Source organism: Escherichia sp. 20412-1 (assembly GCF_003027595.1).
GTDB lineage: Bacteria > Pseudomonadota > Gammaproteobacteria > Enterobacterales > Enterobacteriaceae > Escherichia > Escherichia marmotae.
On record NZ_PYQM01000016.1, the window covers coordinates 80563 to 99200 of the forward strand.

At 49.9% G+C, this 18638-nt stretch carries 17 protein-coding genes and 2 pseudogenes; 8 read left to right on the top strand and 11 right to left on the bottom strand.

The genetic code is table 11. The features are described 5' to 3' along the window. The first annotated feature begins 12 nt into the window (after positions 1-12). The 4 genes from appC (at position 13) to C7B16_RS13075 (ending at position 4197) form a co-directional block, all read left to right on the top strand. The gene (appC, locus tag C7B16_RS13060) at positions 13-1557 is read left to right on the top strand and encodes a cytochrome bd-II oxidase subunit 1 (RefSeq protein WP_107179789.1); all 1545 of its coding nucleotides are present in this window, start codon (positions 13-15) and stop codon (positions 1555-1557) included. Positions 1558-1568: 11 nt separating this feature from the next. After that, entirely contained in the window at positions 1569-2705 is a 1137-nt protein-coding gene (appB, locus tag C7B16_RS13065; protein ID WP_107179790.1) for a cytochrome d ubiquinol oxidase subunit II, read from the top strand. Positions 2706-2718: 13 nt separating this feature from the next. After that, the gene (gene cbdX / locus C7B16_RS13070; RefSeq protein WP_000270307.1) at positions 2719-2811 is read left to right on the top strand and encodes a cytochrome bd-II oxidase subunit CbdX; all 93 of its coding nucleotides are present in this window, start codon (positions 2719-2721) and stop codon (positions 2809-2811) included. A gap of 87 nt (positions 2812-2898) precedes the next feature. Further along, positions 2899-4197 (top strand): AppA family phytase/histidine-type acid phosphatase, encoded by a 1299-nt coding sequence (locus tag C7B16_RS13075; RefSeq protein WP_107179796.1) that lies wholly within the window; start codon positions 2899-2901, stop codon positions 4195-4197. Between the two features lie 41 nt (positions 4198-4238). On the opposite strand, the gene etk is transcribed toward C7B16_RS13075, so the two are convergent. The 8 genes from etk to cspH form a co-directional block, all read right to left on the bottom strand. Further along, positions 4239-6419, bottom strand: coding sequence for a tyrosine-protein kinase (gene etk / locus C7B16_RS13080; protein ID WP_107179791.1), 2181 nt, complete (start codon positions 6417-6419; stop codon positions 4239-4241). 19 nt (positions 6420-6438) lie between these two features. Further along, on the bottom strand, positions 6439-6885 hold the full coding sequence (gene etp / locus C7B16_RS13085; protein ID WP_038355275.1) for a protein-tyrosine-phosphatase Etp: 447 nt from the start codon (positions 6883-6885) through the stop codon (positions 6439-6441). Beyond that, on the bottom strand, positions 6873-8012 hold the full coding sequence (locus C7B16_RS13090; protein ID WP_038355274.1) for a polysaccharide export protein: 1140 nt from the start codon (positions 8010-8012) through the stop codon (positions 6873-6875). The genes etp and C7B16_RS13090 overlap by 13 nt, the downstream gene beginning before the upstream one ends. A 45-nt stretch (positions 8013-8057) precedes the next feature. After that, a complete protein-coding gene (locus C7B16_RS13095) occupies positions 8058-10154 on the bottom strand; it encodes a YjbH domain-containing protein (RefSeq protein WP_107179792.1) in 2097 nt (698 codons plus the stop codon). Continuing rightward, positions 10154-10900, bottom strand: coding sequence for a capsule biosynthesis GfcC family protein (locus tag C7B16_RS13100; protein ID WP_107179793.1), 747 nt, complete (start codon positions 10898-10900; stop codon positions 10154-10156). Before C7B16_RS13100 ends, C7B16_RS13095 begins: the two co-directional genes overlap by 1 nt. Further along, entirely contained in the window at positions 10897-11541 is a 645-nt protein-coding gene (gene gfcB / locus C7B16_RS13105; RefSeq protein WP_105267714.1) for a lipoprotein GfcB, read from the bottom strand. Before gfcB ends, C7B16_RS13100 begins: the two co-directional genes overlap by 4 nt. 106 nt (positions 11542-11647) lie before the next feature. After that, positions 11648-11962: a hypothetical protein gene (locus C7B16_RS13110; protein WP_038355270.1), complete on the bottom strand. Its 315-nt coding sequence runs from the start codon at positions 11960-11962 to the stop codon at positions 11648-11650. A gap of 434 nt (positions 11963-12396) precedes the next feature. After that, positions 12397-12609, bottom strand: coding sequence for a cold shock-like protein CspH (cspH, locus tag C7B16_RS13115; RefSeq protein WP_000087760.1), 213 nt, complete (start codon positions 12607-12609; stop codon positions 12397-12399). A 284-nt stretch (positions 12610-12893) separates the two neighbouring features. Here cspH and cspG point away from each other — a divergent pair, with 284 nt between their 5' ends. The 4 genes and pseudogenes from cspG to C7B16_RS13140 all read left to right on the top strand — a co-directional run bounded on the left by cspG (position 12894) and on the right by C7B16_RS13140 (position 13664). Further along, a complete protein-coding gene (gene cspG, locus C7B16_RS13120) occupies positions 12894-13106 on the top strand; it encodes a cold shock protein CspG (protein WP_000066492.1) in 213 nt (70 codons plus the stop codon). Positions 13107-13116: 10 nt separating this feature from the next. Continuing rightward, positions 13117-13305, top strand: a complete 189-nt coding sequence (locus tag C7B16_RS13125; RefSeq protein ID WP_071524879.1) for a cold-shock protein — start codon at positions 13117-13119, stop codon at positions 13303-13305. Then, positions 13280-13501, top strand: a pseudogene (locus C7B16_RS25015) (cold-shock protein). Before C7B16_RS13125 ends, C7B16_RS25015 begins: the two are co-directional and overlap by 26 nt. After that, entirely contained in the window at positions 13491-13664 is a 174-nt protein-coding gene (locus C7B16_RS13140; protein ID WP_001019201.1) for a GnsA/GnsB family addiction module toxin, read from the top strand. Before C7B16_RS25015 ends, C7B16_RS13140 begins: the two are co-directional and overlap by 11 nt. 49 nt (positions 13665-13713) lie before the next feature. Here the strand turns inward: C7B16_RS13140 and C7B16_RS13145 are convergent, their stop codons facing one another. The 3 genes and pseudogenes from C7B16_RS13145 to C7B16_RS13155 form a co-directional block, all read right to left on the bottom strand. Beyond that, complete coding sequence (locus C7B16_RS13145) at positions 13714-14787, bottom strand: 4Fe-4S binding protein (RefSeq protein ID WP_016248569.1); 1074 nt, start codon at positions 14785-14787, stop codon at positions 13714-13716. 71 nt (positions 14788-14858) lie between these two features. Next, on the bottom strand, positions 14859-17603 hold the full coding sequence (gene torS, locus C7B16_RS13150) for a TMAO reductase system sensor histidine kinase/response regulator TorS (RefSeq protein ID WP_107179794.1): 2745 nt from the start codon (positions 17601-17603) through the stop codon (positions 14859-14861). 94 nt (positions 17604-17697) lie between these two features. Further along, positions 17698-18504: pseudogene (locus C7B16_RS13155) on the bottom strand (tyrosine-type recombinase/integrase); the annotation flags it as partial. Positions 18505-18638: the final 134 nt, after the last annotated feature.

Consider the following 18638-nt stretch of genomic DNA (forward strand, 5'->3'; position numbering starts at 1 on the left):
ACAGGAGTTCGCATGTGGGATGTTATTGATTTGTCGCGCTGGCAGTTTGCACTGACCGCGCTATACCACTTTTTGTTCGTGCCCCTTACCCTGGGGCTGATTTTTTTGCTGGCTATCATGGAAACCATTTACGTGGTCACCGGCAAAACAGTCTACCGCGATATTACGCGCTTCTGGGGTAAGCTCTTCGGTATCAACTTCGCTCTCGGCGTGGTTACTGGTCTCACCATGGAGTTTCAGTTTGGTACTAACTGGTCATTCTATTCCAACTATGTGGGCGACATTTTTGGCGCACCGTTGGCGATGGAAGCATTAATGGCCTTCTTCCTCGAATCCACCTTTGTCGGTCTGTTCTTCTTTGGCTGGCAACGGCTGAATAAATACCAGCACCTGCTGGTCACCTGGCTGGTGGCATTTGGTTCCAATATCTCCGCATTGTGGATTTTGAATGCCAATGGGTGGATGCAGTTTCCGACCGGCGCGCATTTCGATATCGACACCTTGCGTATGGAGATGACCAGTTTCAGCGATCTGGTCTTTAACCCCGTCAGCCAGGTGAAATTTGTCCATACGGTGATGGCTGGTTATGTGACCGGGGCGATGTTCATTATGGCGATCAGCGCTTGGTACTTACTGCGCGGACGGGAGCGTGATGTCGCTTTACGTTCGTTTGCTATCGGTTCGGTCTTTGGCACACTGGCGATAATCGGCGCGCTGCAACTTGGAGACAGTTCTGCTTATGAAGTCGCACGCGTTCAGCCGGTAAAACTGGCGGCAATGGAAGGGGAGTGGCAAACCGAACCGGCACCTGCGCCGTTCCATCTCATTGCCTGGCCGGAACAGGATCAAGAGCGTAACGCTTTTGCCATCAAAATCCCTGCGCTGTTAGGGATCCTCGCCACTCACTCATTAGATAAGCCTGTACCAGGGTTGAAAAATTTGATGGCTGAAACTTATCCACGATTGCAACGCGGGCGTATGGCCTGGCTGCTGATGCAGGAGATTTCGCAAGGCAACCGCGAGCCGCATGTACTGCAAGCATTTCATGAGCTGGAAAACGATCTCGGTTATGGCATGTTGCTCTCCCGCTATGCGCCGGATATGAATCATGTCACACCTGCGCAGTATCAGGCGGCTATGCGCGGTGCTATTCCACAAGTTGCGCCGGTGTTCTGGAGTTTCCGCATCATGGTGGGCTGCGGTTCGCTGTTGTTACTGGTAATGCTGATTGCGCTCGTTCAGACGCTGCGCGGCAAAATCGACCAGCATCGTTGGGTGCTGAAAATGGTGCTCTGGAGTTTGCCGCTGCCGTGGATTGCCATTGAAGCAGGGTGGTTTATGACCGAGTTTGGCCGTCAGCCGTGGGCGATTCAGGACATTTTGCCAACATACTCCGCGCACTCTGCCTTAACCACAGGACAACTGGCTTTTTCACTGATCATGATAGTAGGGCTTTACACCCTGTTCTTAATCGCTGAAGTCTACCTGATGCAGAAATATGCCCGTCTGGGGCCAAGCGCGATGCAGAGTGAACAACCGACGCAGCAGCAGGGGTAAAGGAGAGAATCATGTTTGATTATGAAACATTGCGCTTCATCTGGTGGCTACTGATTGGCGTGATTCTGGTGGTCTTTATGATCTCCGACGGATTTGACATGGGGATCGGTTGCCTGCTGCCGCTGGTGGCGCGTGATGATGATGAACGCCGGATAGTGATTAACAGTGTTGGCGCACACTGGGAAGGCAACCAGGTCTGGTTAATCCTCGCGGGAGGGGCATTATTTGCCGCCTGGCCCAGAGTTTACGCCGCTGCGTTTTCTGGATTTTATGTGGCGATGATCCTGGTGCTGTGCTCGCTGTTCTTCCGCCCGCTGGCCTTTGATTATCGCGGAAAAATCGCGGATGCACGCTGGCGTAAAATGTGGGATGCCGGGCTGGTCATCGGTAGTCTGATACCGCCGGTCGTCTTCGGTATCGCGTTTGGCAATTTGTTACTCGGCGTGCCGTTTGCTTTCACGCCGCAATTACGCGTGGAGTACCTCGGTAGCTTCTGGCAATTACTGACGCCATTCCCACTACTGTGCGGTTTGCTCAGTCTTGGAATGGTGATTTTGCAGGGGGGCGTCTGGCTGCAACTAAAAACAGTCGGTGCTATTCACCTGCGTTCGCAACTGGCGACCAAACGCGCGGCTCTGCTGGTGATGCTCTGCTTTTTGCTGGCGGGGTACTGGCTGTGGGTTGGTATTGATGGCTTCGTATTGCTCGCTCAGGATGTTAACGGTCCATCCAATCCGTTAATGAAACTGGTTGCGGTATTGCCTGGTGCCTGGATGAATAATTTTGTTGAATCGCCGGCATTGTGGATCTTCCCGCTGCTGGGTTTCTTCTGCCCGTTGCTGACGGTGATGGCGATTTATCGTGGTCGCCCCGGTTGGGGATTTCTGCTGGCGTCATTGATGCAATTTGGCGTGATTTTCACGGCAGGCATCACGCTGTTTCCATTTGTTATGCCTTCGAACATCAGCCCGATCTCCAGCCTGACGCTGTGGGATAGCACCTCCAGTCAACTGACGTTGAGCATTATGTTAGTAATTGTGCTGATATTTTTGCCTATTGTGTTGCTCTACACTGTGTGGAGCTACTACAAAATGTGGGGGCGTATGACAACTGAAACTCTCCGCCATCACGATCATGAGCTGTACTAAGGAGGGATGAACAATGTGGTATTTATTGTGGTTCGTCGGCATTTTGTTGATGTGTTCACTCTCCACCGTGGTGTTGGTGTGGCTGGAACCGCGTCTAAAAGGTTGATTTGACGCACAACGAACATAGGCCGGAGAAGAAGCGTCAGCGTCGTATCCGGCAATAATGCGAAACATGAAAAACGGAAACCTGGCGATGAAAGCGATATTGCTCCCCTTTTTTTCTCTTCTGCTTCCGTTAACACCACTACCTGCATACGCTCAGAGTGAGCCGGAACTGAAATTGGAGAGTGTGGTGATTGTCAGCCGTCATGGCGTGCGTGCCCCCACTAAATCTACGCAACTCATGCAGGAAATTACTCCAGACACATGGCCAGGTTGGCCGGTGAAACTGGGTTGGCTGACACCACGAGGCGGTGAGCTGATCTCTTATCTCGGACATTACCAACGCCAGCGTCTGGTGGCTGGCGGTTTGCTGGCAAAAAATGGCTGTCCGAAACCAGGTCAGGTGGCGATTATTGCTGATGTCGACGAACGCACCCGTAAAACAGGCGAAGCCTTTGCCGCTGGGCTGGCTCCCAATTGTGCAATAACCGTACATACCCGGTCAGACACCGCCAGTCCCGATCCGCTATTTAACCCGCTGAAAACCGGTGTCTGCCAACTGGATAAAGCGAACGTGACAGAAGCTATTCTTAACAGGGCAGGCGGCTCGATCACTAACTTTACTGATCATCGGCAAACGGCATTTCACGAACTGGAGCGGGTGCTTAATTTCCCGCAATCAAGTCTGTGCCTCAAACGAGAGAAACAAGACGAAAGTTGTTCATTGACGCAAGTATTGCCGTCTGAACTGAAAGTAAGTACCGATAACGTTTCATTAACCGGTGCGGTGAGTCTGGCATCAATGCTGACGGAGATATTTCTCCTGCAGCAGGCACAGGGAATGCCGGAGCCTGGTTGGGGACGAATTACTGATTCACACCAGTGGAACACCTTGCTGAGTCTGCATAATGCGCAGTTTTATCTGCTGCAACGTACCCCAGAAGTGGCCCGTAGCCGTGCCACGCCCCTGTTGGATTTGCTCCTGACGGCGCTGACGCCACATAATCCGCAAAGGCAGAGCTATGGTGTTACGCTACCGACTTCGCTGCTGTTTATTGCCGGGCATGATACTAACCTGGCGAATTTAGGTGGGGCACTGGGACTTAACTGGACGCTGCCGGGCCAACCGGATAACACCCCGCCGGGAGGTGAACTGGTATTTGAACGCTGGCGGCGGCTAAGTGATAACAGTCAGTGGATTCAGGTTTCGCTGGTATTCCAGACCTTGCAGCAGATGCGTGATAAAGCCCGTCTGTCGCTTGATACGCCGCCAGGGGAAGTGAAGTTGACGTTGGCCGAGTGTGAAGAAAGAAACGCGCAGGGCATGTGTTCACTGGCGGATTTTACGCAAATCGTGAATGAAGCGCGTATTCCGGCCTGCAGTTTATAGTGCATAAAAAAGGGCATTCAGTTATCTGAATGCCCTCAGTTTTACTCTTTCTCTGAGTAACTATAACCGTAATAGTTATAGCCATAACTGTAAGCGGTACTTGCGCGTTTAACCACACCGTTGAGGATAGCGCCTTTAATATTGACGCCCGCCTGTTCCAGACGTTGCATTGACAAGCTCACCTCTTTGGCAGTGTTCAAACTAAAACGGGCGACTAGCAGGCTGGTGCCGACATAGCGTCCCACTACCGCGGCATCACTCACTGCAAGCATCGGCGGCGTATCGACAATCACCAGATCGTAATGGTTGTTCGCCCATTCCAGTAATTGACGCATCCGATCACGCATTAGCAGTTCTGATGGATTAGGTGGCACTTGACCACGGGTAATCACGTCAAATCCACCTTTACCAAAATGCTGAATCACGTTGCCGATCTCATCCTTACCTGCCAGATATTCTGACAAGCCATGTTCGTTACCCACGGTAAACAGGTTATGCGAATAACCACGGCGTAAGTCGGCATCAATGAATAACACTTTTTGATCGGACTGGGCGATCACCGCCGCCAGGGTAGAGCTGACAAATGTTTTACCACTGTCTGGCGTCGCACCGGTGATCATAAGAATGTTATTCTCAGTCTCCATCATAGCGAAGTGCAGGCTGGTACGTAGTGCACGAACCGCTTCTACAGCAGAATCCGCCGGGTTATCCACTGCCAGGAAGGGGATATTTTTAGTACGGTGGCGCTGCTGATTAGAAAATAAACTTTTCTTGCGCAAACGGGTACGCTTATCAAGCCATTCTGACATCGGGATAGTGGCATAAACGCTGATTCCGTGTTCTTCTAGCTGTTCCGGCGCTTCTACACCACGACGCAACATCGCGCGCGCCAGCACGGCACCCACCGAAATAAACAGGCCGAGAATAAACCCAAGCACCACATTTAACGCTTTTTTCGGTTTCACTGGCTGCGGCTGAGTGACTGCCGGGTCGATAATCCGCACGTTACCAATCGCACTGGATTTCGAAATATTCAACTCTTGCTGGCGGTTAAGCAATTGCAGATATACTGCACGGCCCGCTTCTACGTCACGGCTTAAACGCAATACTTCCTGCTGGGTGGAAGGCATTGCCGATACCCGCTTATTCAGGCGTTTACGTTCTTGCTCCAGCGTCTGGCGTTTTTCCAGCAACGCACGATAGGTCGGGTGATCTTTCTTATACAGTTGGGAGATCTCTGCCTCGCGGAAGGTCAGCTCATTGAGTTGATTATCAACGTTAACAATCTGCTCAAGAACGGCTTTGGCTTCCAGGTTAAGGTCAACCGAATCGCGTTGCTGGCGATAGACGTTGAGTTTTTCTTCCGCCTGGTCCAGCTCGCTGCGCACTTCAGGCAGTTGGCGCTGTAAGAATTCAAGGCTTTGTGAATCCTGCGCCGCCTGGCGAGCGATATTCTGTTGCAAATAGTTGTTTGCAATGCTGTTCAGAATACGGGTAATCAACTGGGGATCGTCGCCGGTCATGGTGAGCTCCAGCATCCCGCTTTCTTTACTGCGTTCGCTAACGGTAAAGGTTTCCTGCAACGCGTTAATCGCTTCCAGTTCGGTACGCTGGCTCAGGATAAACTGCGTTCCAGGTTCGGCCTTAATGTCCGCGATAGTCAACGCAACGCCATTTTTTTCCAGACGCTGACCGACCATACCGTTGACGGTAAACCCTTCACCTTCCAGCGTATAGTGGCCGTTTTCCCCAACAGTCAGCGTCAGTTGCTGATCCTGACCATTCAGTTGCGGAATATGCATCCAGCTAATCGCCAGTTCACCGGGGTTTTCTTTGGTTAATCTCGCCCAGCCGCGACCAACAATCGGAAAATACTTCTGCTCAACAATATTACGCAGATTCAGTTCAGCAATGGTTTTGCCAAGAATCATGCGCGATTGCAGCAGTTGGATCTCCGGCGCTGACTCCGGCGATGAGTTAGGGATCATATCGCTCAGGCCGCTGAGAATGGCGTTGCCTTGTTTCTGCTCAACCTGAATCAGCGTATCCGCCTGATAAATCGGCGTGCTTAATAGTGAGTAGGCGACAGCTACCAGCGTGAACAACACGGTCACACTGATAATAAACTTACGGTGATCCCATAACTCGCCGACCAGACGAAGCAGATCGATCTCATTTTCCTGAGTGCTACCTGGCGACGTATTCATATTTTTAGTTGTCATCGTATTTTATAAACTCAAATTACCGGCTGAGACGCTTCGCCCATTCATGACTGGCGCGCTCCAACATGCCGTAAACATGTTCAAATGCGTTCTGGCTTTTGCGATAAGGATCGGGGATCTCTTTTTGCTCCAGCCATTGCCCAAATAACATCGTCTTCCCACGGACTTCGGGAGCTATCGCGGTAACCTGAGCAATATGTTCTGATTCCATTGCCAGAATCAGATCGTAATTTCGTGCCATATCAGCGGTGAGCTGACGGGCGGCGTGACCTTCAAGCGACACGCCATGATTAGCAGCAACATCTGCCGCTGTTGCATCTGCAGGGTGTTTTACCAGACCATGAACACCTGCTGATTTGACTTTTACTCCTGGCAGACGTTTACGCAGCAAGCGCTCGCCAATGGGCGAACGGCAAATGTTGCCAGTACAAACCACCAGGATAGAGTTAAATTTTAGTTGGGCCATGTTTGAATCCACCGTGAAGTCTCTGTCAGGTCATGCACCCCGGAAATCGTCGGTACCAGCAGAGAAATCACACGGTTCCAACGAGCCAGCGGTGCAGTAGTGACATAAACAATGTCGTAAGGTTCAAGCTGGAATTCCGTTCCGAGTATCATTGCTGATGCGTCCTTCGCATTCAGCTGATAAATATTGGCGATTTTGCCATTCTGCTTGTTCTGCGTTGCACGAATAACAAAAATCCCCGTCGCATCGGCGACATCCTGATTCATACCTTCGGCGTTGCCTAAGGCTTCCGCCAGCGTCATACCGCTGCGGTCCATTTTCAGCGTGCTCTGTTTACCCACTTCGCCCATCACGAAGACTTTCAGGTCATCGTTGCGCGGAATGAATAAAATATCGCCCGGGTGCAGCAGTTTGTTCTGACGCAAGTCGCCACGCTGCATCAGCGCATAGAGGTTCACTTTGGTCTTCACGCCATTCTGGGTGAGTACCACGTTGCGCCAGTCAGCATCTGCGGTCAGACCGCCCGCGGCGTTAATCGCATCCATAATGGTTAGTGGGATATTGGTAATCGGTTGCTGGCCAGATTTACTCACTTCGCCGGTAACGTATGCTTTTTGCGAACGGAACGCTGCGACGCTGACATCGACCTGCGGGCTTTCAATAACTGCATCCAGGCGCGCGGTAATTTCATCGCGTACCTGGGTGAGGGTTTTTCCAGCCACTTTCAGGCGACCAATATAGGGATAGAAAATCGCGCCATCGGCGTTAACCCAGTTACCCGTATCACTGGCGCTACGGTATTGCCCCGCGGGAGTGGTCAGTTCCGGGTGATCCCAGACCGTAACCATCAGCACATCGCCAATGCCGATGCGATATTCATAGTTTGCGATTTGTTGCTCCAGCTCCGGGTTAGCCTGCGACATAATCGGCTTTGCGCGTAGCTGCTCAATCAACCCAGGTGTGACAGGATAGATATTGACCATTTTGTCCAGGTCATACTGATTGTCAGGTAACTCGATGACATCCTTATTACTGGTCGATAAATTCTGACCAGGAACAAGGGTACATGCTGTCAAAGACAGAACAGCCAATGTCAGTACCGAAAACTTAAAAATGTTATTTTTCATTGGGTTATATTTATCAGTCAATGTAACGTTATGAATCGCGCCAGGTTATTGTCCAACCGGTACTTCTCGCTCTGCCGTCATTGGATAGAGCTGGTATTTGCGTGACAGCATTTGCCCACCGTCACGCGTCAATGGTGTCCACGAAACCACCGCGCGGTTGCGGTTAGGTCCAATGGTCATCAAGTCGAACGGAATCGAGATATAAAAACCTTTGCTAAAGCCGCCTTCGCCGTAGTCATCTTTCGACACGTTACTGATAGCTGCCCAGATCCCTACCGCCACGCCGCTATCAAAGCGTTTGGCGACGTCGATAGTTGCCCCTTTGTCTTTTGCCAGGTATTGCCCAACGCTGAGTTTCATCAGCACTCCGTTGAGCGTCGGCGGGTTCCAGTAAGCCGTCACGAAACCTGTTGGCGTGGAATAATCGGTGAAGCGCATCATGTTGTCCCAGTCACGCTGCTTCACGTAGTTAACGTCCACACCCAGCGCCCAACTGGCATCAAGCGGACGATAAAGCAGCTCGGAACCCACACCGGCATACATCGTTTCCAGATAACCGCCATACACCTGGCCATAGAAACCGTTGCCTAAGTCGGCAAAGTAGTTAGCCTGCAAGTTGTTGAGATAGACGTCATTGCGAACGTAATCACGAATATGTGTGCGCACGCGGGGCAGGGTAGAGTCTGCAGGTAACAGCGAAGACTTAAACTTGTTGTAGTTGTTGTAAATATTGGTGAAAATACCGCCATCAAACAGCAGGTGATCGGTAAACCAGTAACGGGCGCTGGACATCAGCCCCAACTGAAACATATAGAAATCTTCCGGACCGCCCAGCGACTGCGAAAGTGTTGGGTTGAAAGAGTAGCTAAACCGATCTTCACGAATACGGTAGCCCCGACCAAAGGCAGAAAGATCTTCAGCCTCAACGCGCTGTTGTTGCAGTTGCTCTGGTTTACCCGGCGCAGTGCCCGCCAGTTGTTTACGCAGGCTGGCTACGTCGGTTTCGGTAGTTACCATCGCCATATGCTCACGCTTTTGCGTCACACTAATCTTCTCGACACCTTGCGGCAGGTTATTTACCAGAATCCGGTTGGCGCGATCAACTGCTTCGCGTGAGTCACGATATTTATATTGCTGACCAGACATATAAAGCGTCTTATCACGCAGTTGAATTTCTGGCGCGTCAAAGCCTGCGTTGTACTTCAGCGCAGTAAGTTGGTTCGCTACCGTGGTGTACTGCAACCCTTCAGACTCTGGCGCAGGCTGCCAGGCCGGTTTTGGTGTATCGCGCAGGGCAGGGCGCAATTCGTTGAAATTGGTCCGTAAAGTGAAGCCAAACATCAACGTGTTACCACGCTCATAACTCAGGTTAAGATCTGCCCAGTTGGCAGCGCGATAAACTGCGCCAACGTTGAAATGACTTGCTTGCGGCAGTTTGCCAGCAAAATCATTCTGGTAATTATTGCCGTCGTATTCGAGTTTCAGACGCAGGGGATTCCACGGCGTTTGATACTCAATACCGCCAAAAATGGAGGCCGGGCCACGAAAGATGTCGCTAAAGCTGATATCGCCTGCATCGTGGGATTCAGCACGATGACAATATTTATCGCTCACCCGGCAAAACGGGTTGGTAATATTGCCCGCATTCCCGGCATAACCCCAAGCCATCCCGAGAGTGAGATCAAACGGCCCCGCTTGCTTGCTGGCCACCAGATACTCACCGTCAAACAGACCCGTACCCGCAATATCACGTTTACCAAACGCCACTTGCGGTAGCCAGTAACCTTCTTCCCACAGACGAAGTTTAAAATCGAAAGATTTATCTTTGTATGACTGATCGCCGCTGAAATCTTCCCACTGGCTATATTTGCGCGTGCGCACATCCGTATAACGAATAGTTCCTTCCAGCCACGGGAACAGCGCTATGGACGTGGAGTAGAAACGGTATTGGTCGTTATCCCGGTAGTTGACGCTAAATTCACCTTCCGGCGCGATGCGTGCATTAGGCATCTGCAACAATCCTGTGCCGCCAAAGTCTGATTGCGATGAACCCAGCGGATCCGGGTAGGTAAACACTTCTGCATGACAGGCACTGGAGACAGCAATAGCCAGGCAGCTTAAAAGATAAGAGTTCTTCTTCATCAGTCAGGAACACGTTGCGTTAAAACAGACACAATCTGGTCATTTAAATCAGCATACTTTTTGGGCAGAACATGTGCGGAAAAACCCAACCAAAGCTGGCTGCCTGGCGGTGGTTCCACATGCCTTTTATTCCACAGAGCGACAGGGGCGACGACAGTCTCACCCTCAGGCATAATAACGATAACGTTATTCTTGTCTGCGCCTGCCAGACGGGTATGATCTTGTAGATAATCGGTAACACTATGGCCCGTCTGCCAGGGCAGTTGCCCAGCCCCGGAAACAGCGCCCAGCAGAGTGATAGTCACCGGACGCTGTACGGTATAGAGCGTATAGTCACCGACCAGTGGGGGATTGCTGTTCTCATCGACTCGCACAAAATCAGGGTCCAGTTTGACCGGTAAGCGGCCAGTGATATTGAGATTGAGCAACTGCTGGCGCACGAATTTAATCGTGGTCGCCACATCATCATCAGCTTCTGCTTCCCAGGAAGTCAGTTGTGCCATGACATGTTGATAGTCTTTAATCGCTTTGTTTTTTGCTGCGGAGTCGGTCAATAGAGCTCCAGGCCACCAGAGGCGATCGCGCAACTGCGGTTGTGTCACCAACTGGACAACATTCTCCACGGGGCCAACGGAAAGTGTCTGTTGTTCGCCAGGTAGATAAATAGTCACCGTTCCTTGCGCAAAGGCATGGGGCGTCATCACGTAAAGTACGCTGGCAATGAAATACGACTGTAATTTATTCATGGTGCGGGTTTAAGAAACGTCATTTCCACGGGAATTACCCCTGCGCCTAACATTTGCCGACTTTGACGAACCTGGCCAGTAGCCGAATCGACCCAGAATGTGTTCTGCCATTGCTTTTCCGGTTGCGTAGACGTTACGTCTTCCTGCCAGACATTGCATAACACATCGCGACCCGCAATATTCAGCGTCTCCAGTCCAACAAAGGAAAAAGTAGAGCTGACGGTCGCAGAGCGAAAATGGTTGTCTTCACTCCAGAGAATTTCTCGTGTCCAGCGACTGCCATCTTTTAATGCCAGCGCGTTACGCAGAGGATCCTGCCAGGAATTTGTCACTTCCAGCAGATTATTATTAAGTTTGACGGTTTTTAAAAGACGTCCATTGTGGGTAACCAACATGGCGTTATCCTGGGATAACCATTTGCTTTTTTCTTGTTCTATATATCCCAGCACCACAAATATTCGTTGCCCATTATTCAGGCGTAAATACATGGTGGAATAAGGCAACGCCTGGATGTGTTGATCCGCTACGATGATATCCTGATTATCGAGAATGCTGGCACGAAATGTATCGACCATACTTTGCTGGCTGTGAGTACATCCCACCAGAAATAGTGCGAATATCGATAAAATAAGAGGGCGCACCTTTAATCCTTGAAAGGTTAATTTAAAAAATGCAAATCTCTAAAACCCGGTGGGAATATCGCAACCGGGCATTATTTAACTTAAGTTTCGACGATTTCAGGCAGAATTAACGCGTAGTAGACGTCGTGGTCGAAGTATTGTGAGAACCGCCGTCGCCATTGTCGTTTGCTGCTACTACTGCCAGGGTCGCTACACCAACAGCCGTTGCCACACCTACAGCAGTTGCTGTGCCGATAGCGCCAGCAGCCACGCCGCCAGTGGTTGCGGCAGTTGTTGTTGCGCCGGTAGTGGTCGCCGTTGTGCCAGTAGTACCAGTCGTTGTCGTGCTCGCCTCGGCTGCGTTTTCTGCTCCAGGTGCAGCAAACGCAGCTGGCGTCGTCAACATGAAGGCCATAAAGATTGCAGAAAGCTTGTGTTTCATAACTTTTCCTTTATTCATCGCATGAACAATACGTACGCTTGAGATCAGGATTGTCAACTTTGAGTATAACATCCTTGTGGAACCTCCCTTTCCACATACAGCCGGCACAATAAACCGCGAGTGGGAAAGGCGCGCAAAGGGAAATATAAGGTTGTTAACGATTCCCCTCTGGAAATACGACTTGCGAGCATAAGATAAATCTCAGAAAAATACAAATTAAAGATAAGAAAATTGTTAAGAAAGCCACTAATTATTGCTGATGATATAGTTACGCGCAGTATTATAATCGCGAATTAAATGGCGTTTATAGCTATTAGCCGCGGACAGGTTCGGTTTATTGTATTAATTACATGGAGGAAATATAACTCAGGTTACAATGCAGTTATTGATTGTTTGGCTATATAAATAGAAACAAATCAGAATTCAGAGCCATATTAAGAGAGATAAACATTTGCCGCTGTTGGTCCACGCAGGCCATTAACGCGGCAAAACTCTACGCGTAACCCTGGTATAAGTACTTCTGCGTCGCGGGGGCTGAATGCGGAAATATGGACCTGGACTTCTTTACGACCGTCGGAGGGGATGATGAATCCTTTGCCGCTTTTGCGATCAAAGGTTTTGACAATTCCTGTCATTTTACGGGACAAACAAATTCCTTACTAAAAATACTGCGCTGCACTATACGGTTTTAAAAAAATAAAGCCAGCGATATTTAAGACCGCCGGACGGCTAAAATAAATTTGCTTAATTATGTGTATCATGCGTTAATAGCTGCGTCGGTTTGAAAGACAGACAGCATACAAAGTAGTTTACTAAAGCAGTTCTCATTATCAGGCATTATCCCCTTCTTTTGAGTCTCTCTCCTGAACACTAAGTAGTTTCTGTATTAAAGCCCTGTTTGCCGAAAGGCCCAAAATGAAGGAAGTAAAATATGTCTAATAAAATGACTGGTTTAGTAAAATGGTTTAACGCAGATAAAGGTTTTGGCTTTATCACTCCTGATGATGGCAGCAAGGACGTCTTCGTTCATTTCACCGCCATCCAGAGCAATGAATTCCGCACTCTGAATGAAAATCAGAAAGTCGAATTTTCTATTGAGCAGGGGCAACGTGGTCCCTCGGCAGCGAACGTTGTTGCGCTCTAAGGTTGCCGTTATTACTCAACATCTCCATTTCCGCTGTCCATGTTGTCATGGTTCACAGTACCGCACATCGGCATTCGATGTGACGGAGCGAAATCCTTTGGGAGCTAAGTGTATTTTCTGTAAATCGACGATGATCACCTTTGATAACGTTGCTTTACAAATACGCACAGACCATGCGCCACTGGATTTCACAAAATAATATCAGGCTCCCTCGCGGAGCCTTTTTTATATCTTCTGTTTGCACTCATCCCTGTATGCATATTGAGCGATAACCTACTGATTATTGAATCTTTCAGGCAGATAGCTTATAACTTTTGTTACCTGAACAGGGAACCAACACCTTACTGGCGTGTTGCTGCCTTTTAAGACCAGAAGAGGTTAACAGTGAATATTGAAGAGCTAAAAAAACAAGCCGAAACAGAAATCTCCGACTTTATTGCGCAAAAAATCACCGAGTTAAACAAGAGCACAGGGAAAGAAGTCTCTGAAATTCGCTTCACCGCGCGGGAGAAAATGACCGGGCTTGAAGGCTATGACGTCAAAATTCAAATAATGTGATTTTGTGGACATCACCCCAGCACGAGGTGATGTTCCGCTTGTCACTCTGTTAATGACCAATCATTGCCGCCCGTGGAATTAAGCGTCGGTACAATTCCTCTGGCACCGGGCTTTGCCATACACCTGCATACATCGCGTAACCAATCACCGCGAACATAATTCCCAATATCAGTAGTGTTATTAGCCAGCCAGATAACGCAAAAGCTTTTTTATTTATCGCGGGGTTTCGCAGCGAAAAAGTTAATGTTGAGGCGACCGGGCATGACTCGATGCAGGTCATACAGCCGGTACATTCCACCGTTCTAACCTGGATTAATTTATCGACAGGGATCCGTGACGGACAATTATTTGCGCATTTGCCGCAGTCGATACAACTTTCGGCATTGCGACGAATCTTAAACGGCGATAATAGCGAAACCAGTCCCATTAACGCGCCATACGGGCAGAGATAACGACACCAGGCATGGCGAATAAACAGGCTGGCAATCAGCAAAACGATCACGCTGATTAACGTCGCTGTCCCCATATGACGAAAGAAATCGAGCATTTTAACATCCATCACCACGCTGTAGGGCGATAGCATAAAATAGTGAATCGCCTGAGCGGGCATGAATAACGCGATATAGAGAAAAAAACTCAACAGCAGATATTTCACCGCACGCAGAGGAATATCCAGCCAGAGAGGAAGGGCAAATTGCCGACCAAACAGTTTTTTCCCCAGATCGCCAATTAACTCAGATAGCGTACCAACCGGGCATAGCCACGAGCAAAAGGCTTTTTTCAGCAGCAAGCTGATAATGATAAAAGCGACCAGCAACAGCATCGCGGCGGCGTGCACGGAAGGTAACTGGCCTGTTTCAAGGCTGTATTTCAGATTCATCAGACCGGCAATAGGGAGCCAGCCTTCAATACCACCTGGCCTTGCGATAAAAGGCGTACTACCTGCCGTTTCGTAATAGCGCACCCAATACCAGAAGGTGATGGCAATATAAATATTGATTGCCAGCAGTAATAATTGCGTCGCTTTACGCCAGGTCGTGGCATTGCGCCAGTCATTCCACGGTAATTTACCGCCCGTTGTGCCTGGCCGCCGCTGCCAGCGGATTCTTTTTTTCTCAGCCATGATTTTGCCAGTCCATTAAGTTGCATGCTAAATGCTACTATTCTAAGTCTTCTTATCTGGCTGATATTGATTCAAATCGCGTTCAGGTCTTTCTTATTCAACCACTCTTCCAGAGCCGCGATACTGCGTGTAATTTCTTCGCGCGGCAGGAGAGCGGCTAATGGTTCCCGCTCAAGTTGCCCGCACAACTGGCTGGCACTGCGCATTCCCAGACTGGCGCAACTACTTTTTAGCTGGTGCGCAGCGCGTTTGATTTTCTCGCTGTCGTGTCTGGCGCGAGCAGTATCTATTTCATCAAGAAGCGGCAGGGTATGTTGTTTAAATAATGTCAGCCATTCGTGGATCTTATCCGCTCCCATTAACTGTGCATCTTCATTGAGTTGCGATACATCCAGCGGCTGATCGTTATTTTTTTGCTGGTGGAGATAGTGCGCCAGTAACTGACCGAGCACTTCACGCGGCACCGGTTTAGGGATAATTCCGCGAAATAGCGAACTGGTACGCTGGCGCAACGTTTCGTCGATGACATGGGCGCTAAAGCCAATCAAAACCAGCGACGGATATTGCAGCGAAAGTTGCCTGGCAAGTGTAATGCCGTCGATATCCGGCAGATCAAAATCCACCAGCGCGGCAGCAAACGATTCACTATTTTGCAGCGTCTCTAAAGCCTGCGTGGCATTTCCAACGGCAGTGACCTGAGCACCACTGGTGTTCAGTATCTCGATGGTAATACGCTGCGTTAGCGGGTTATCTTCAATTAACAGCAAGCGTAAACCATCCAGATGCACCGCCTGATTGACTATTTTAGGTGCTGGCGCGGTGGCAACGCGTAACGGTAACCGTAAGCAAAAACAGCTTCCAACCCCCGGCGTGCTTGTGGCGATCAGTTCGCCGCCCATCGCCTGGGCCAGGCTGGTACTGATGGTCAACCCCAGTCCACTGCCGCCGCGTTTACCACTCACCTGAACAAATGGCTGGAAGATATCAGCCAGTTTCGCGGGATCAATACCACAGCCGCTGTCTTCCACTTCGACCAGCCATTGTTCGCCATCAGTGCGGCTACGCAGGACAATCTGCCCCTCGTCAGTGAAACGCAGGGCATTACTCAACAAATTGGTAATAACCTGGCGAATACGTCGCGGATCACCCATTAACGCGGTCGGTACATCGTCGGAAATTTCCGTTGCCAGTCGAATCGGACGACCTTTCACCCGCCCGCTCATTAATTGCAGGGTACTTTCCAGCAGCGGGCGTGGTTCATACGGTTCATCGCTGACCGAGACATTCTTGCCACCTGCTTCGATAGCCGAATAATCGAGAATATCGTTAAGGATGGTCAGCAATGATTCGCCAGAATCGGTAATTGCCCGCAAATCATCACGCTGGGCGTTAAGCGCCGGGTTATCCGCCAGCAGTTGAGCGGTGCCGAGAATGCCGTACAGCGGAGTGCGGATCTCATGGCTCATTGCCGCCAGAAACGCCGATTTTGCCTGACTGGCTTTTTCTGCTTCTGCCCGTGCCAGCCGGTGTTCTACTACCAGTTCCTGCAATTCGGCAGTGCGCGCTTTGACCTGCGCTGCCAGTTGTTCGCGGTGGCGATTAAGCGCATGAACACTACTGCGAAAAGCATCCATCAGCCGCCCGATGGTATCCAGCTCCCGCACGCCAGCGGTTTCCGGGAAAGGGGAGTCGATATCGCCGTCCAGCAGGCGTTGCAGTGCCTGCGTTTGTTCGGCAAGTGGGCGCGTGACTGAACGATAAACCACGCGCCAGAGGATCAGAATCAAAGAGCAAAGGGAAACGACGCCCAGGAGTAGCAGGCTGTATTGCCCTCGTTCACTGGCTTTTTCCAGATGAGTGAGTCCACTTTGGTTGCGTTGCTCAATAGTGTCAACCAGTTGGCTGACTTCGCTACTAAACTGTGCGAACTGGGCGATGTTATTTTGGGCGAGAGTTTGCAGACGATTGCTGATTTCATTGTCCTGCTGATAAAGCGCCAGTAAATCGCTATAACGATGAATGATTTCTAAGGATTGTGCCACCCGTGTGCACACACCCGGATCTTCAATGCGTATTTGCCGACGTTGTAGAATTTTCACTGCATTATTGAGTTGATTTTCCAACGTTGGCGCATCTTTCTGGATCTGCTCCAGCCTCAGAGTCATCACCATTTGCTGCACCCGCAGGGCGCTGAGACGCAGTTCATTCATTTGGTTAACGTACTCAAGATCGATATCAATCAGCCGATCGAGCGCACTTTCGGCAGCCTGGTGTTGATGACGTTCGATCAAATCATAAATCCCGGCTTGAGTGGCTCCGGCAGAGGTCGCAGCGTTATTCGCCTGACCTTGCGCCATACGTGCGATCGCATCAGCGGCAGCGACAATTTGCTGACTGAGTTGTTGCTGTTGCTGGCGCAGTTGCAAACGCTGCCCCACCAGTTCGCCTTGCTGACGTAACGAACGGGAGATCTCCTGCTCCTGTTGTTCAATCGCAGAGGTGTCGAAACCTTGTTCCCGTAACGCTTGCAACAACGCGTTAATCTTCAGGCTTTGCGCGGTGAGCATTCGCCCCTGTGCCTGCCACATCTTTTCGTTATCGGCACTGGTCAGGTTCTGCGCGGCGAAAAGTTCCCAGGCGCTGGCTTCGCTCAACTGACGCGCCATATTCATGGTAGGAATCAATGCCTGAGTATTGGCTTTTTCTACCTGGCTGACAAAACGCAGGTTGTACCATCCCACCAGAGTACTGGTCAGGGTTAGCAACGCCATCAGGGCAAAGCCCATCCAGAGTCTTCGGGTCAGGGTTAAATTCACAGTTGGTGCACTTTAGGTGAATAAGTTGTATATTTAAAATCTCTTTAATTATCAGTAAATTAATGTAAGTAGGTCATTATTAGTCAAAATAAAATCATTTGTCGATTTCAATTTTGTCCCATTCCCGTCCACGGCTGTCCCTATACCGCGCCGCCATTGAATCTGATTTATGCCCGAGAAGACGTTGAGCAAACTTATCGCCAATCTGGTTCCGGTATAGCCTCGCTGACAGGCTACGCAGTTCATGGAATGTTGGCGGGTTTCCATCAAATGAGAGGCCAGATGCATTTCTCGCCTTTGTAAAATACTTTGATACTGTTTTCGGGGAAAGCGGATCGTGATGCTTTGATGCGATTATAGTTTCACTGCTGCTGGCCTCCCTGCATTTCTGTAGTGTATCAGCCAATGAGATATTGAGCGCGTCAATCGTTAGCGTTAGCGGAATGGCGAGTTTAGCCCCTGTTTTACTCTGTTTAATGTGAAGATGGTTGTCGTTTATGTCTGACCATTTCATTCTGCACAAATCGCCGACTCTCTGCCCTGTAACGACGGCCAAATCCATCGCCAGCCTTAGCCAGATAGGGAGAGGTTCGGCTGCATGGTAAATCTCGACATACTCATTAGCTGTCAGCCTTGAGCGCCTTACTTCTGACTTTGCTGTACGGGTTGCTGTTACCGGATTCGTTGCCACATGCCCCTCGGCTATTGCTTCACGAAAAACGTCAACAAGGGTTGACCTGATTAATTTTGCGGAAGCTGCTTTACCTTCTGCTACGTAGGTGTTTAGCATTGCTGCCACTTCTTTCGTTGATATGTCAGTGAGCGGTTTGTCCGGCAATTTTCTTCGGATTGCCCTGATTTTGCTGGCGTAGTCGAGTAGAGTTTTCGGCCTGATCCCCCTTTCGGTGTGAAGTGGTCAACAAAAACTGGCCACCGAGTTAGAGTTTTTCCAGTATCGATTTTCCGATTCGTTTGGGGGTAATCCACCGTTATATTCGTGCGGTCTTAGTGCGCTGTAATATCCAACGATATAGT

What these genes read in the sequence shown, in the direction of transcription:
- appC (WP_107179789.1), top strand. Translation starts at nt 13, where the DNA reads ATGTGGGATGTTATTGATTTGTCGCGCTGGCAGTTTGCACTGACCGCG.
- appB (WP_107179790.1), top strand. Translation starts at nt 1,569, where the DNA reads ATGTTTGATTATGAAACATTGCGCTTCATCTGGTGGCTACTGATTGGC.
- cbdX (WP_000270307.1), top strand. Translation starts at nt 2,719, where the DNA reads ATGTGGTATTTATTGTGGTTCGTCGGCATTTTGTTGATGTGTTCACTC.
- C7B16_RS13075 (WP_107179796.1), top strand. Translation starts at nt 2,899, where the DNA reads ATGAAAGCGATATTGCTCCCCTTTTTTTCTCTTCTGCTTCCGTTAACA.
- etk (WP_107179791.1), bottom strand. Translation starts at nt 6,419, where the DNA reads ATGACAACTAAAAATATGAATACGTCGCCAGGTAGCACTCAGGAAAAT.
- etp (WP_038355275.1), bottom strand. Translation starts at nt 6,885, where the DNA reads ATGGCCCAACTAAAATTTAACTCTATCCTGGTGGTTTGTACTGGCAAC.
- C7B16_RS13090 (WP_038355274.1), bottom strand. Translation starts at nt 8,012, where the DNA reads ATGAAAAATAACATTTTTAAGTTTTCGGTACTGACATTGGCTGTTCTG.
- C7B16_RS13095 (WP_107179792.1), bottom strand. Translation starts at nt 10,154, where the DNA reads ATGAAGAAGAACTCTTATCTTTTAAGCTGCCTGGCTATTGCTGTCTCC.
- C7B16_RS13100 (WP_107179793.1), bottom strand. Translation starts at nt 10,900, where the DNA reads ATGAATAAATTACAGTCGTATTTCATTGCCAGCGTACTTTACGTGATG.
- C7B16_RS13110 (WP_038355270.1), bottom strand. Translation starts at nt 11,962, where the DNA reads ATGAAACACAAGCTTTCTGCAATCTTTATGGCCTTCATGTTGACGACG.
- cspG (WP_000066492.1), top strand. Translation starts at nt 12,894, where the DNA reads ATGTCTAATAAAATGACTGGTTTAGTAAAATGGTTTAACGCAGATAAA.
- C7B16_RS13145 (WP_016248569.1), bottom strand. Translation starts at nt 14,787, where the DNA reads ATGGCTGAGAAAAAAAGAATCCGCTGGCAGCGGCGGCCAGGCACAACG.